At 66.0% G+C, this 13063-nt stretch carries 14 protein-coding genes; 6 read left to right on the top strand and 8 right to left on the bottom strand.

The genetic code is table 11. The annotated features are described in order from the left end of the window. Window positions 1-244 precede the first annotated feature (244 nt). A complete protein-coding gene (hisI, locus tag FHW97_RS11215; RefSeq protein WP_062782959.1) occupies window positions 245-580 on the top strand; it encodes a phosphoribosyl-AMP cyclohydrolase in 336 nt (111 codons plus the stop codon). A gap of 33 nt (window positions 581-613) precedes the next feature. Continuing rightward, entirely contained in the window at window positions 614-1060 is a 447-nt protein-coding gene (locus FHW97_RS11210) for a MerR family DNA-binding transcriptional regulator (protein WP_022675769.1), read from the top strand. Window positions 1061-1093: 33 nt separating this feature from the next. On the opposite strand, the gene FHW97_RS11205 is transcribed toward FHW97_RS11210, so the two are convergent. The 5 genes from FHW97_RS11205 to tyrS all read right to left on the bottom strand — a co-directional run bounded on the left by FHW97_RS11205 (window position 1094) and on the right by tyrS (window position 5846). Then, the gene (locus FHW97_RS11205) at window positions 1094-1795 is read right to left on the bottom strand and encodes a dienelactone hydrolase family protein (RefSeq protein ID WP_022675768.1); all 702 of its coding nucleotides are present in this window, start codon (window positions 1793-1795) and stop codon (window positions 1094-1096) included. A 6-nt stretch (window positions 1796-1801) separates the two neighbouring features. Then, a complete protein-coding gene (gene cysK / locus FHW97_RS11200; protein WP_022675767.1) occupies window positions 1802-2719 on the bottom strand; it encodes a cysteine synthase A in 918 nt (305 codons plus the stop codon). A gap of 29 nt (window positions 2720-2748) precedes the next feature. Continuing rightward, complete coding sequence (locus FHW97_RS11195) at window positions 2749-4041, bottom strand: MFS transporter (RefSeq protein WP_028657730.1); 1293 nt, start codon at window positions 4039-4041, stop codon at window positions 2749-2751. A 129-nt stretch (window positions 4042-4170) separates the two neighbouring features. After that, entirely contained in the window at window positions 4171-4509 is a 339-nt protein-coding gene (locus FHW97_RS11190) for a PilZ domain-containing protein (RefSeq protein ID WP_022675765.1), read from the bottom strand. Between the two features lie 110 nt (window positions 4510-4619). Continuing rightward, window positions 4620-5846, bottom strand: coding sequence for a tyrosine--tRNA ligase (tyrS, locus tag FHW97_RS11185; RefSeq protein WP_171799215.1), 1227 nt, complete (start codon window positions 5844-5846; stop codon window positions 4620-4622). A 31-nt stretch (window positions 5847-5877) separates the two neighbouring features. Here tyrS and FHW97_RS11180 point away from each other — a divergent pair, with 31 nt between their 5' ends. Both FHW97_RS11180 and FHW97_RS11175 read left to right on the top strand, forming a co-directional pair. Then, window positions 5878-6444 carry a DOMON-like domain-containing protein gene (locus FHW97_RS11180; RefSeq protein ID WP_253941747.1) on the top strand — a complete coding sequence of 189 codons (567 nt, stop codon included), beginning with the start codon at window positions 5878-5880 and terminating at the stop codon, window positions 6442-6444. Then, complete coding sequence (locus tag FHW97_RS11175) at window positions 6441-7643, top strand: exo-beta-N-acetylmuramidase NamZ domain-containing protein (protein ID WP_171799019.1); 1203 nt, start codon at window positions 6441-6443, stop codon at window positions 7641-7643. The genes FHW97_RS11180 and FHW97_RS11175 overlap by 4 nt, the downstream gene beginning before the upstream one ends. Here the strand turns inward: FHW97_RS11175 and FHW97_RS11170 are convergent. Beyond that, the gene (locus FHW97_RS11170) at window positions 7637-8074 is read right to left on the bottom strand and encodes a GFA family protein (protein WP_171799018.1); all 438 of its coding nucleotides are present in this window, start codon (window positions 8072-8074) and stop codon (window positions 7637-7639) included. The two genes, FHW97_RS11175 and FHW97_RS11170, sit on opposite strands and share 7 nt — an antisense overlap. Window positions 8075-8184: 110 nt before the next feature. Between FHW97_RS11170 and FHW97_RS11165 the strand changes: the two genes are divergently transcribed. Further along, window positions 8185-8925 (top strand): glutathione S-transferase family protein, encoded by a 741-nt coding sequence (locus tag FHW97_RS11165; protein ID WP_171799017.1) that lies wholly within the window; start codon window positions 8185-8187, stop codon window positions 8923-8925. Between the two features lie 162 nt (window positions 8926-9087). Continuing rightward, a complete protein-coding gene (locus FHW97_RS11160; protein ID WP_171799016.1) occupies window positions 9088-9903 on the top strand; it encodes a hypothetical protein in 816 nt (271 codons plus the stop codon). Between the two features lie 45 nt (window positions 9904-9948). Here FHW97_RS11160 and FHW97_RS11155 read toward each other — a convergent pair whose 3' ends face one another. Continuing rightward, window positions 9949-10995: a hypothetical protein gene (locus tag FHW97_RS11155; RefSeq protein ID WP_158441949.1), complete on the bottom strand. Its 1047-nt coding sequence runs from the start codon at window positions 10993-10995 to the stop codon at window positions 9949-9951. 137 nt (window positions 10996-11132) lie between these two features. Next, the gene (locus FHW97_RS11150) at window positions 11133-13040 is read right to left on the bottom strand and encodes a methyl-accepting chemotaxis protein (RefSeq protein ID WP_171799015.1); all 1908 of its coding nucleotides are present in this window, start codon (window positions 13038-13040) and stop codon (window positions 11133-11135) included. Window positions 13041-13063: the final 23 nt, after the last annotated feature.

Raw genomic sequence — 13063 nt, 5'->3', positions numbered from 1 at the left:
CCTGAACTTTGGCGCTTGCCGCGCCGCCTTTCGGCGGTTCAGATCGCGGTTCCCTCAAACCGCACGTTCTTTCTTGACGATTGCGCCGCCGGAAGGAAGGGGGACATGCGTATGCCGCCGATTTTGCCCAGGCCATGTGGTTATCGTGCAACAATGTATGCTGTGGCAGCCCGTTTGCAGAAGGGAATTACCTACCGTGTCGGTCGATAACGATTCGCTACAGCGCGAACAGGGCACCGCCTTCATGCCGCGCTTCGATTCTCACGGCCTGGTCACCGCCGTGGCGATCGATCACCGCACCGGGCAGTTGCTGATGCTGGCGCACATGGATGCCGAGGCGATCACCCGCACGCGCGAAACCGGCCTGGCGCACTTCTGGTCGCGCTCGCGCCAGAAGCAGTGGATGAAAGGCGAAACCTCGGGCCACGTGCTCAAGGTGCTCGAAATCCGCGTGGACTGTGACCAGGATGCGCTCGAACTGCGGGTCGAGCCGGCTGGCCCAGCCTGCCACACCCTGGCGCAAAGCTGCTTCTATCGCCGGATTACCCCGCAAGGGACGCTGGAGCGGATTGAGGTTTGACGTTTACGTAAGCTGCGCGGTATCGTGGCGGGCATGGACACCGTGCCCGCCTCTTCCCACACCGGCCATCTCGACCGGCCCGATGCCCTGGCCCGCGACCAGTTCACCATCACCGACCTGTCGGCCGAATTCGGCGTAACCGCGCGGGCGCTGCGGTTCTACGAGGACGAGGGCCTGATTTCGCCGACGCGGCACGGTACGGCGCGGATCTATTCCCGGCGTGATCGCGCGCGGCTGGCATGGATCATGCGCGCCAAAAACGTCGGTTTCAGCCTGGCTGACATTCGCGAGATGATCGATCTCTACGATCTGGGCGATGGTCGCGCGCAGCAGCGCAAGGTGACGATCGCCAAGTGCCGCGAACGCATCGCCGCTCTGGTGCGCCAGCAGGCCGATATCGCCAGCACGATTGCCGAGCTGGAAGGCTTCGTCGCGCAAGTGCAGCAACTGGAAGGTGCCGAGGGCGGCGGCCCAGCCTGATCGGCCCGGCCACCGCCCCGCGGCGGATGGGTATCAGCTATAGATTTCGTCGAGCAGCGCGGTCAGCGCCAGCCAAGATTGGCGGTCGGCGCTGGCGTTGTAGCCGAGGAAATCCTTGCCGCGCGCCTCGCTATCGGGATCGGTGAACCCGTGCTTGACCCCGGCATAGGCATGGAAGTGCCAGTTGCCGCTGGCGGCATCCATTTCCTTCCAGAAATCCAGTACCTGCTCGCGCGGGACGAGCGGATCGGCATCGCCGTGGCAGATCAGCAGGCGCGGCTTGATCGGGGTTTCCGCCGTGGCCGGGCGATCAGAGGTGAGCAGGCCGTGGAAGCTGGCCGCCAGCACGATCGGTGCGCCCATGCGCGCCAGTTCCAGCGCCGCCTGGCCGCCCATGCAATAGCCGATCGCCGACAGCGTCAGCCCCGGCGCCGCCTTGGCCAGCGCGTCGAGCCCGGCGGTGATGCGGGCGCGGTAGTGATCGACATCGGCACGCAGGGCATTGCCCAGCGGGAACGACGCTTCAAAGCTTTCCACCGGCTCGCCATAGAAATCGGCGACCATGGCAACAAAGCCTTGATCGGCCAGCATGCGCGCACGCTGTTCCATTCCGGCGTTGACGTTGGCGATGGTGGGCAGGATCAGGATCGCGCCGCGCGGGGTGCCTTCGGGGCGGGCAAGCCACCCCGTCAGCGCCACGTCACCATGCGCATAATCGATGCGTTCAAGGCTCAAGGCTGGTTACTCCGGAAGAAAATCGGGCACCGAGAGGTAGCGCTCGCCGGTGTCATAGTTGAAGCCGAGCACGCGGCTGCCGGCGGGCAGTTCGCGCAGCTTGGCGGCGATGGCGGCCAGCGTCGCGCCCGAGGAGATGCCGACCAGAAGGCCTTCCTCACGCGCCGAGCGGCGGGCCCATTCCTTGGCATCAGCCGGATCGACCTGGATCGCGCCGTCGATTGCCTGGGTGTGCAGGTTGCCCGGAATGAACCCGGCGCCGATGCCCTGGATCGGGTGCGGCGCGGGCTGCCCCCCGGAAATGACCGGCGAGAGCGTCGGTTCCACGGCATAGGCCTTGAAATCGGGCCAGTGCTTCTTGAGTTCCTCGGCGCAACCAGTGAGGTGGCCACCGGTGCCAACCCCGGTGATCAGCACGTCGATCGGGCTATCTGCGAAATCGGCCAGGATTTCTTGCGCGGTGGTGCGCACGTGCACGGCCACGTTGGCGGGATTGTCGAACTGCTGGGGCATCCAGGCGCCCGGCGTTTCGGCCACCAGTTCCTTGGCGCGCTCGATCGCGCCCTTCATGCCCTTTTCGCGCGGCGTCAGATCGAACGTGGCCCCATAGGCAAGCATCAGCCGGCGCCGCTCGATCGACATCGATTCGGGCATGACGAGCACGAGCTTGTAGCCCTTGACCGCCGCCACCATGGCGAGGCCAATGCCGGTATTGCCCGAGGTCGGCTCCACGATGGTGCCGCCGGGCTTGAGGCTGCCGTCGGCTTCGGCCGCCTCGATCATGGCCAATGCGATCCTGTCCTTGATCGAGCCACCTGGATTGGTGCGCTCGCTCTTCACCCATACCTCGTGGTCGGGAAACAGGCGGGACAGGCGAACATGCGGCGTGTTGCCGATCGTGGCGAGAATGGAATCCGCTTTCATGTCGCGTGTGCTCCTTGGTGTTGAGCGGGTCAGGATTGGTATTTTGCAGCAAAGGTCCGGGCGCGGCGCAATTCGGGAAAGCCGATCGCCCAGGCCAGAGTAACGACTATCGCACCCACCCCGCCAAACACAACCGCCCCGGTTGCGCCAAGCAGGGCCGCAGCCACGCCCGATTGCATGTCACCCAGTTCGTTGGAGCAGGAAATCGCCAGGCCCGAGATGGCCGAGACGCGGCCGCGCACGGTGTCTGGCGTGTGCAATTGCACCAAGGTGGTGCGGATATAGACCGAAACCATGTCCGCCGCGCCGATCAGCACCAGCATCGCCAGCGACAGGAACAGATTGCGCGACAGGCCAAAGCCGATTGTCGCCACGCCAAAGGCGGCGACCGCCAGCAGCATCTTGGCGCCGACCTCGCGCTCGACCGGGCGCCGCGCCAGGAATGCCGCGACCAGCGCCGCACCGAGCCCAGGCATGGCCCGCATCACGCCCAGGCCATAGGAACCCACGGAATGGCCATCGAACGTCAGGATGTCGCGGGCATAGACCGGCAGCAGCGCGGTTGCGCCGCCCAATAGCACGGCAAAAAGATCGAGCGTGATACAGCCCAGCAGAAACCGATCGTGCGCCACGAAGCGAAAGCCATCGGCGACCTGCCGAAACGGATGCGTACGGCGATTTTCCGCTGGCGGGGGCAGGCGGCGAATGCCGAATGCGCCGAATGCGGCCAAGGCCAGCAGCGCCACCGAAACGCCATAGGGCAAGGCAGGAGAGAAGGCGAAGAGCACGCCGGCCAGCGCTGGCCCGCCCATCGAGCCGATCTGCCACGCCATGGAATTGATCGCTACCGCCCGCGGCATGAGCTTGGCCGGCACGATGTTGGGCGCGATCGATGACAGGGCCGGGCCGATGAACACGCGGCTGGTGCCATGCGCTGCGGCCATGGCAAACAGCAGCGGCAGAGACAGCGTGCCACTGGCGGTGGCGATCGTCAGCACCAGCGCGATCAGCGCGTCGAGTACCATGGTCAGCCCGGCGATCACCCGCCGGTCGAACCGATCGGCGACGACGCCGGCGACGGGCGTAAGCACGAACTGCGGCAGGAACTGCACCAGCCCCATCAGGCCAAGCTGAAACGCCGCTTCCTTGATGCCCATGCCATATTGGCCGCGCGCGACGTCATAAAGCTGGTACCCCAGCACCACGACCATGCCGGACGTGGCCAGGACGGAAAACAGGCGTGCCACCCAGAACCGCCGGAAATCGGCAATCTGGAACGGTGATGAAGGGCTATCGGGCGCCGGGGCGGGGGTGTCGGTCACGGCTTGGTCTGTGGCAGCGGCCCAGGGCTTTGCCAAGCCAACAATTGTTTGTCGTCGTTTCAGAAAATCATGATCCGCGCCAATCGCGTCGGGCCCCGATCAGCCGGCGCCCGATCAGCCCGCGCCCGATCAACCCTTGCCGCGCAGGCGGGTGTTGGGCTGGAGCTGCTTGATCATCTTGGCAAAATCATCGTGCCGCACGATCCGCTCGAACTGGAAGCCAGCACGGCTTTCATCGCTCCACACCAGAAACGCCTCGATCCGGCCGATCTGGGGCAGGCGGATGGTCACCCGCTCACCCCGGCCAAGGTCGAGCGTGTCGCGCACCATGAAGCCGGTCGTGGAAATATTGACGATGTTCAGCATCACGTCGCCCAGGCGGCGATGCTCCCCGATCACCGGCAGGTGAACGGGGTGGCGGGTAGACCGGCGCAGGTCGGTCACTGAAAGCTGCGCGCCGCCGGACATGGCTTCTCCTGCCGGTATGAGGGATTACAGGCGGGAAAAATACATCCAGATTGACTTAGATTTGGTTAACGGGCGGCAGCGGCCTGCCGCCGCCCTGCAACGGCAAGTCGTTAAGCGGGCTTGATTATGCCGTGCTTCTTCTTGCCGGAAGACAGCCGACGCTCGGCCGAAACCGCGATAACTGCGGCATCATCGGTGATCGCTTCGCCATCCAGCCGGGCGCCGCCACCGGCGATCAGGCGCTTGGCCTCGCCCCGGCTGGAGGCAAAGCCCAGCCCGATCAGCGCCTCGACCACGCTGATCGTCGGCTCGCCCACTTCCAGCGTCGGCAGGTTCTGGCCCAGGCCACCACCGGCAAACGTGGCCTTGGCGGTTGCCTCGGCAGCCTCGGCAGCCTCGCGCCCACGGATCAGCGCCGTCACCTCGTTGGCCAGCACCGTCTTGGCGGCGTTGATCTCACTGCCTTGCAGCGCTTCCAGGCGGGCAATCTCGTCGAGCGGAACGTCGGTGAAGATGCGCAGGAAGCGGCCCACGTCGCGATCGTCGGTATTGCGCCAGAACTGCCAGAAATCGTAGTTGGGCAGCTGTTCCTCGTTCAGCCAGACCGCGCCGTTGACCGACTTGCCCATCTTGGCGCCATCGGCGGTGGTCAGCAGCGGCGTGGTGGCACCGAACACCTCGATCCCATTCATGCGCCGGGTCAATTCGATGCCATTAACGATGTTGCCCCACTGGTCAGACCCGCCGAACTGCAGGCGACAGCCATGGCGCAGCGCCAGCTCGCGGAAGTCGTAAGCCTGGAGAATCATGTAGTTGAATTCCAGGAACGTCAGCGGCTGTTCGCGATCCAGGCGCAGCTTGACCGAATCGAACGTCAGCATGCGGTTGACCGTGAAGTGCGGCCCCACGTCACGCAGCAGCTCGATATAGCCCAGCTGCGACAGCCATTCGTCGTTGTTGACCAGCGTGGCCCCGGTGGCGCTGTCGTCGAACGTCAGCAGGCGGTCGAACACCTTGCGGATGCCGGCGATGTTGCTGGCGATGATCTCTTCGGTCAGCATCTGCCGGCTGGTGTCCTTGCCCGAAGGATCGCCGATCTTGGTGGTGCCGCCGCCCATCAGCGCGATCGGCTTGTGCCCAGCCTGTTGCAGGCGGCGCAGCAGCATGACAGAGGCGAGGTTGCCGACATGGAGCGATGGCGCGGTGGCGTCATAGCCATTATAGCCCACCACGATTTCCTTGGCCGCCAGGGCATCCAGGCCCTGCGCATCGGTCAACTGGTGGATATGGCCCCGCTCGGACAGCAGGCGCAGCAGGTCGGACTTGTATTCGGTCATGGTTGCCTCGATGTGGAGCGGGGCGCCTAGCATGAAAGGACGTGCCTTGGAACCGGCGCTGCTTGTTGCCCATCCCGATCACCCGGCGCTGGCCGTGCGGCAGGTTGCGGCGCGCATCATTTCGATGGACCATCACTGGCTGTGCCTGCGCTGGCGGGTGGAGGGCACCTCGGCCCTGGTCGTCCCGCCGTTTTCCGGCCGCGCGCGCACCGATGGGCTGTGGCAGTCGACCTGTTTCGAGCTGTTTCTGGGCGAGGACGATCCGGCCGCCGGCGGCGCCTATGCCGAATTCAACTTTGCCGCTTCGGAACGCTGGGCGGCATATGATTTCGATGGCTATCGCGAGGGTATGGCGCCGCGCCCGATCCCGCGCGAGCCGGTGATCACGCCGCGCCGTGGGCAGGATGTGCTGATTTTCGACGCGGCGCTGCCCGTTGCTGGCCTGCCGCCGCTGCCCTGGCGCATGGGGCTCAGCGCGGTTCTGGAAGAGGCGGGTGGGGTCAAATCCTATTGGGCGCTGGCCCATCCGCGCGGCAAACCCGATTTCCACCATGCGGCTTGCTTCGCCGCGCGGGTTGAGGCACCCCACGCGCCATGAAGACCGGACTTGATCGCCTGCTGGCCGAGCCTGCGCTGCGTGCGCCGCTCGCCGGCCGCCGCGTGGCCCTGGTGGCCCATCCCGCCTCGCTTACCGATGGCCTGGTCCACGCGCTCGATGCGCTGGCCGCATGCCCGAACGTGACGCTAAGCGCCGCGTTCGGGCCGCAGCATGGCCTCAAAGGCGACAAGCAGGACAACATGGTCGAATCGCCGGACTATCGCGATCCGGCCTTGGGCATTCCGGTGTTCAGCCTCTATGGCGAAGTGCGCCGGCCGACGCCCGCGATGATCGATACGGCCGATGTCTTTCTGTTCGATCTGCAGGATCTGGGCTGCCGCATCTACACGTTCGTGACCACGCTGCTCTATCTGCTGGAAGCCTGCCACGGCACCGGCAAGGCGGTGTGGGTGCTCGATCGGCCCAACCCGGCCGGGCGCCCGGTCGAAGGCACGCGGCTGGTGCCGGGCTGGGAGAGCTTTGTCGGCGCCGGGCCGATGCCGATGCGCCATGGGATGACGCTGGGCGAAATGGGCCGCTGGTTCATCGCGCACTACAACCTTGATGTGGATTACCGCGTCATCACCATGGCAGGTTGGCAGCCCGACGCCGCACCGGGCATGGGATGGCCGCAGGACCGCATCTGGATCAACCCGAGCCCCAATGCGGCAAGCCTGGCCATGGCGCGCGCCTATGCCGGCACCGTGATGCTCGAAGGCACCACCCTGTCCGAAGGGCGCGGCACCACCCGCCCGCTCGAAGTGCTGTTCGGCGCGCCTGATGTCGATGCCTTGGCGGTCAAGGCGGAAATGGCCCGGCTGGCGCCGCACTGGCTGGCCGGCACCGCGATCCGCGAATGCTGGTTCGAGCCGACGTTTCACAAGCACGTCGGCCGCCTCTGTCATGGCCTGATGCTGCATCCCGAAGGGCAGTTTTACGATCACGCCGCGTTCCGCCCCTGGCGGCTTCAGGCGCTGGCGTTCAAGGCCATCCGCAACCTCACACCCGATTATCCGCTGTGGCGCGATTTCCCCTATGAATACGTGCTCGACAAGCTGGCGATCGACGTGATCAACGGCGGCCCGGCCTTGCGCGCATGGGTGGACGATCGCGCCGCGCAGGCCGGCGACCTCGATGCCGTGGCCAACCCGGACGAGGCCAGCTGGATCGAGGAACGCGCGCCCTTCCTGCTTTATTGAGCCGGCACAGGCGTTTGGCCGGGCGCGGGCGGCTGCCCGGCATAGCTGGTGGCGCGCTGGTCGATCTGTGCCCAGGCCGGCGCATCGTCGGTCCAGATCACCGCATCGGGTTCCAGGCCATGGCCGGGATCGAGAAAGCCCAGGCGCACCGTGCGCAGATGCATGCGGCCCGATGACTGGGCCATGACCCCGGTGCCGCAGGCCGGGCAGAAAAACTGGGTGAGCGTGTTCCCCGACGGCGCCACATAGGAAAACGATCCCAGGGTTCCCGCGATGGCAACGGCCTCGGCCGGGAACACCGCATTGTTGGTGCAGCCGCCGGCAGCTGCCTGCTGGCACTGCCGGCACCAGCACTGGCGCACGGCCACCGGCTCGTGCGCAGAAATGGTGGCGCTCACCGCCCGGCAGGCACAGTGTCCGGTAAAGCTCATGCGAATTCTCCGATCGGGTATTGTTAGGTTTGCAAACAATCGTTAGGCTGCGTGGACAAGACCGGGCCGCAGCCCGGGAGAGGATACCAGGCCCGAGGATAACAGGCTCCATGCTCAAGCTCTACAGTTTCGGTCCCGCCGCCAATTCCATGAAGCCCTTGCTGACCCTGTTCGAAAAGGGGCTGCCGTTCCAGGCCAATCGGCTCGACCCGGCCAAGTTCGAGCATCATTCCGACTGGTTCAAGGCCATCAACCCGCGCGGGCAGGTTCCCGCCCTGGTCGATGGCGACAAGGTCATCACCGAAAGCACGGTGATCTGCGAATACCTGGAAGATGAATATCCCACGCAAGTTTCGCTGCGCCCGGCCGACAGCTATGGTCGCGCGCAGATGCGGGTATGGACCAAGTGGGTGGACGAATACTTCTGCTGGTGCGTCTCGACCATCGGCTGGCACCGCTATGTCGGCAAGATGGTGCGGGGCCTGTCCGACCAGGAGTTCGAGGACAAGGTCAAGGCTATCCCCGTGGTCGAGCAACAGGTAAAATGGCGCCGCGCGCGCGAAGGCTTCCCGCAGGACCTGCTGGACGAGGAAATGCGCAAGATCGCCTTTTCGGTGCGGCGCCTGGACGATCACCTGCGCGATCATGAATGGCTGGTGCCGGGGCAATATACGCTGGCGGATATCTGCAATTTCGCCATCGCCAACGGCATGCAGTTCGGGTTTGCCGAGCTGGTCAACCGCGAGGATACGCCGCACCTGGTGCGCTGGATCGAGCAGATCAAGCAGCGCCCCGCCGTGCGCACCATGTTCGACAGCGTGGAACTGGAAAAGCTTGGCCCGCGCGATTGAGGTGGCTATCCTTTCCCGCGCACTGCTTTTTTTCTGGGGCTGGCGAAGGGTGGGACGCAATCGGAGGGTTTTGTCACTGGCAGCCTTGGTATAGGGCGGCCGCTTGCAGGAGTGTCTGCGCGCATGCGCGGCGCACGGGCACCCTGCGGTGACGGAGCCTTGATGCAAGACGTGCTGCTTGCGGAAGGGGGTGGGCGCTATGGCGCAGACCCTCGCCGCCGTTCCATCTCGTTCGTGCTGGCGTTGGCCATGTCGCTGCTGTTGCTGGCGGCACTTCTCTCCGTGGGCCTCTACGATCCACCGGCCAAGCACGAGGGCGGCACGCTTACCGCAGTCAATCTGTCCGCTGCGGCCGGCGAAAAGAGCGAAAACCCCACACCCAAGCAGCAGAAGGCCGCCCAGCAGGCCACCCATGCCGCGGCCACGGCACCGGCGGCCGCCACCCCGCCGCGCGTGGTCGTGCCGACGGACAACAAGGTGGTCTGGCCCGAGGGCTTCATCCCGATGAAGCGATCAGACTTTGCCGCGTCGGACATTTCCAAAATGACCGGCCCCGCCGGCACCGGCAGCGCGGCGCAGCAGGCCTCTGCCGGCGGTGGCGGCGGCGGCACGGCCGGCACCGCGCCGGATGGTTCGCGCCTTTATAACGCGCAGTGGTATCGCGAGCCGCGCGACGCGGAAATCGATGGCTATATGCGGCCGGGGCAAGCCTCGGGCCGGTGGGCGATCATCGCCTGCCGTACGATTGCCGATTACCATGTCGACGATTGCCAGGAACTGGACGAAAGCCCGCGCGGTTCGGGCATGGCCCGCGTGCTGCGCCAGGCCGCCTGGCAGTTCCTGGTCCGCCCGCCGCGCATCAACGGCACGCCCCAGGTTGGCGCCTGGGTGCGCATCCGCTTCGATTTCATCCGTGGCAAGCGCAACGATGACGCCGGCGGCAGCGACGGCGCCAGCGGTCCCAACGCTGACGGCTGAGCCTGAAATTACCCAAGCTCGTCGGTTGGGCGTGGTGCGCAAGGTTCACGGATGGATCGTGATCGATTTGCCGTCCGATGTTTCGCTTTGTGGATGTTCGCGGTCGAGTGCGGCGATCGCCTGGTCTGGTGGCGGAAGGCTCGCATAGGCCGGATAGACCATGACCTTGTCGAACATTGTCAATGTGGCGCTATAGGTCAGTCGCTTGTCGAGCAGCGCGGACAAGGTGTTAGGGCCGACCGCCAGGGTGATACCAGCGTCGCCGAGCGCGATGACGTAGCGCTGCCTGTCGTCCGGTGCTCGATAAACGCCGTGATCGATCGATGATGATGGATCGCGGCAAAGCGTAGCGGCATAGGGCGGCGGTTCGCTGGTGGCGTCGCCCTTGGCCTCCGCCTCGTCTGCGGCGCCTTGCGATTGGGCCAGCGCAGCCCCGAGCAACGCGTCGATCAACGAATTGCTGCTCTTGCTTGGTCCGACATGCTTGGCCGGTTTGAGCGTCAGCGTATCGGTGCAGGCGATAATCGGCACGGCGGCAGGCAGCGGCTGGGCCGGGGCTGGCACGTGCAAGGCTGCGGCCGCTGTAGTCAACTGGGCGTCCAGTGCCTTGGCGTCGAGCGTGGCAGAGCTCATCCGCATGGTCACCAGCCACGGCCCGTAAGGAATGACCACCGCCCCGGTCGCCTGCCATTGTCCGCCTTGCACTGCCTGCACCACGCGCAGCGCGCTGGCATTTACATGGCCTGTGGGAGCAAACGCGGCAAAGCTGGGCGGCCCTGCCAGCGTGCCGCCGTTGCGCTGCGCGCTCATCGCCATCACCTGGCTCAATCGGTCTGCCCACAATGGCGCCTGCGGCCAACCAGCGCGAAAGACGTAGACGGTCAGCGCGGTGCGGCTGACGTTGTCCTGATAAAGGATCGAAACATCCGCCAGGCCATGATCGCTCTGCGATACTTCCGTGCGGGTGAATGCCCCGATCGCTGCTGGCAAAACGATGCCGGTGGGGCCGTGTGTCCAGGCAGCGGCGGTATCGACCACGATCGGGCCCGCTTTGGCCGGTGCCGTGGCTTCGGCAGCCTGGCTCTCGGGCACGGCCCCTGCCAAGGCCCACCCCATTGCAATCAACCGCACGCCTGCCGCCGCCTTCATGTCTCGCCCCCCACTATGCCTGCCTCAATTCACGGCAGATCAGGAACTTGGCGACATTGGAAGCGCCGTTCAAGCTGATCCTAGAACTCGGACCAGTCTTCCATACCGCTGCCTCCGCCGCCTGCCACGCTGACCTTGCGCGGGGCGGGGATGGCGGCGGGGGCGGGCAGGGCGCGCGGTGCCGGTGCTGCCACTGGCGTGGGCGCCGGCAGGGGGGCAGGGCCCGCCGAAGGGACGGCAACAACCGCTGGCGCGCGGTGTGCGGGGCCGCTGCTGCCCGCGCGGAAGCGGGCGACCAGGTTGCCCAGCGCGTCGGCCTCGCTCGCCAGGGTGCGGGCGGCGGCCGTGCTTTCTTCGACCATGGCGGCGTTCTGCTGGGTCATCCGGTCGAGCGAGCCAACGGTTTCATAGACCTTCTTCACGCTGTCGGATTGATCGGCGGTGGCTTCGGCAATACCTGCGACAAGGCCGCGCACGTTGCCGATGCGGGCGATGATCGCCTCCAGCGCCTCGCCGGTGCGGGTCACCAATTGGACGCCGGCGGCGACCTGGCCGGTGCTTTCCCCGATCAGCCCCTTGATATCGCGCGCGGCGTCGGCCGAGCGGCGGGCGAGGGCGCGCACTTCGGTGGCGACCACGGCAAAGCCTTTGCCCGCGTCGCCAGCGCGCGCCGCCTCGACCCCGGCGTTGAGAGCCAGCAGGTTGGTCTGGAAGGCGATGCCATCGATCAGGTCGATGATCTGGTTGATCGTTTGCGACGAGCGGGCAATGCCATCCATGGCCGCCACTGCTTCGGTCACCACCTGGCCGCCGTCGCTGGCAGCAAGGGCGGTTTCCTCGATCGTGTGGCGCACGGCTTCGGCCTTGGCCGCGCTGTCGTCCACCATTGCGGTCACGTTGCGCATGGCGGTGGCGGCAGTTTCCAATTGCGCCGCCTGGGCCTCGGTACGGTGGGCAAGATCGTCAGACGCGGCGCGGATCTCGGTCGATCCGGTGCGCACATTGTCGGCCGCGCTGGTCACCGCGCCGATCACTTTGCCCAGTTCGGCCGCCATGGTGTTGAAATCGTCGCGCAGCTGGGCAAACGGGCCTTCGAGCCCGCCCTCGATCCGCGCCGCCAGGTTGCCGCTCTTGAGGTCGGCCAGGGCCACGCCCAGCGTGCGCACGATCAGGTCCACCTGCGCCGCCTTGGCCGCGTCAGCCGTGGCGAGTTGGTCGCGCAGTGCGCCAAAGGCACGGGCCAGGTCGCCGAGTTCATCCGCGCTGTCAGCGTGATCGACCTGCGCTGTGCGGTCTCCCGCGCCCAGCCGGGTGAGGGCCTGGGTCACCTCCGCCACCGGGCGGGCGACCAGGCGTTCGAGCAGGCGGTAGCTCCACACCAGAACCGCGATCAGCCCAGCGAGCGCGCCCAGCCCGGTGATCAGCGAAAACCAATAAGCCTGGTTGGCCGCGGTCGTCGCCTGGGTGATATGGCCCCGCTGATAGTCGATCAGCTTGTCGAGGCTGGAATCGATACCCTGGGCCAGTTCCTCGTTTTGCTGGATCAACCCCTGGGCTTCGGCCATGTGGGCCTGGGCGGCCAGGGCCTGCACCTGTTCGGCCGCAGTGGCATAGCTGGTCCAGCCCTTGGCGAAATCGCCGACAAAGCCGGCTTCGTTGGCATCCAGGTCGGTAGCCTTGAGGCTGGTCACCGCCTTGTCGATCATCGCGCGGTTTTCGGCGATGCGCGCGGTGTAGCGGGCGGCCGTCTGGCTGGATGACGGCATGGTGAGCGCGCGCAGATCGGCGTCGATCTGGGCAATCGCGGTGTCCATGCCATTGGCCAGGAGCGCCTGCGGCACGTGGTCGCCGGTGATTTCAGCGTCGTTGGCGCTGATCTGGTGCAGCCCGGCACTGATCATCGCCAAGGCCGCCATGATCATCGCGGCAATGATCACGAAAAGCCGCGACAGCTTGTGGCGGATCGGCGCGTTCTTGAGATATTCCATCGACACTCACCTGGCCAGCCGGC

Source organism: Novosphingobium sp. SG754, from assembly GCF_013149315.1.
GTDB classification, from domain to species: domain Bacteria; phylum Pseudomonadota; class Alphaproteobacteria; order Sphingomonadales; family Sphingomonadaceae; genus Novosphingobium; species Novosphingobium capsulatum.
Note: the sequence above shows the minus strand (reverse complement) of the source record. Positions and strands in the feature narration are given on the sequence as shown.

What these genes read in the sequence shown, in the direction of transcription:
- FHW97_RS11175 (WP_171799019.1), top strand. Translation starts at nt 6,441, where the DNA reads ATGAAGACCGGACTTGATCGCCTGCTGGCCGAGCCTGCGCTGCGTGCG.
- FHW97_RS11170 (WP_171799018.1), bottom strand. Translation starts at nt 8,074, where the DNA reads ATGAGCTTTACCGGACACTGTGCCTGCCGGGCGGTGAGCGCCACCATT.
- FHW97_RS11160 (WP_171799016.1), top strand. Translation starts at nt 9,088, where the DNA reads ATGCAAGACGTGCTGCTTGCGGAAGGGGGTGGGCGCTATGGCGCAGAC.
- FHW97_RS11150 (WP_171799015.1), bottom strand. Translation starts at nt 13,040, where the DNA reads ATGGAATATCTCAAGAACGCGCCGATCCGCCACAAGCTGTCGCGGCTT.
- FHW97_RS11190 (WP_022675765.1), bottom strand. Translation starts at nt 4,509, where the DNA reads ATGTCCGGCGGCGCGCAGCTTTCAGTGACCGACCTGCGCCGGTCTACC.
- FHW97_RS11210 (WP_022675769.1), top strand. Translation starts at nt 614, where the DNA reads ATGGACACCGTGCCCGCCTCTTCCCACACCGGCCATCTCGACCGGCCC.
- tyrS (WP_171799215.1), bottom strand. Translation starts at nt 5,846, where the DNA reads ATGACCGAATACAAGTCCGACCTGCTGCGCCTGCTGTCCGAGCGGGGC.
- cysK (WP_022675767.1), bottom strand. Translation starts at nt 2,719, where the DNA reads ATGAAAGCGGATTCCATTCTCGCCACGATCGGCAACACGCCGCATGTT.
- hisI (WP_062782959.1), top strand. Translation starts at nt 245, where the DNA reads ATGCCGCGCTTCGATTCTCACGGCCTGGTCACCGCCGTGGCGATCGAT.
- FHW97_RS11165 (WP_171799017.1), top strand. Translation starts at nt 8,185, where the DNA reads ATGCTCAAGCTCTACAGTTTCGGTCCCGCCGCCAATTCCATGAAGCCC.
- FHW97_RS11180 (WP_253941747.1), top strand. Translation starts at nt 5,878, where the DNA reads ATGAAAGGACGTGCCTTGGAACCGGCGCTGCTTGTTGCCCATCCCGAT.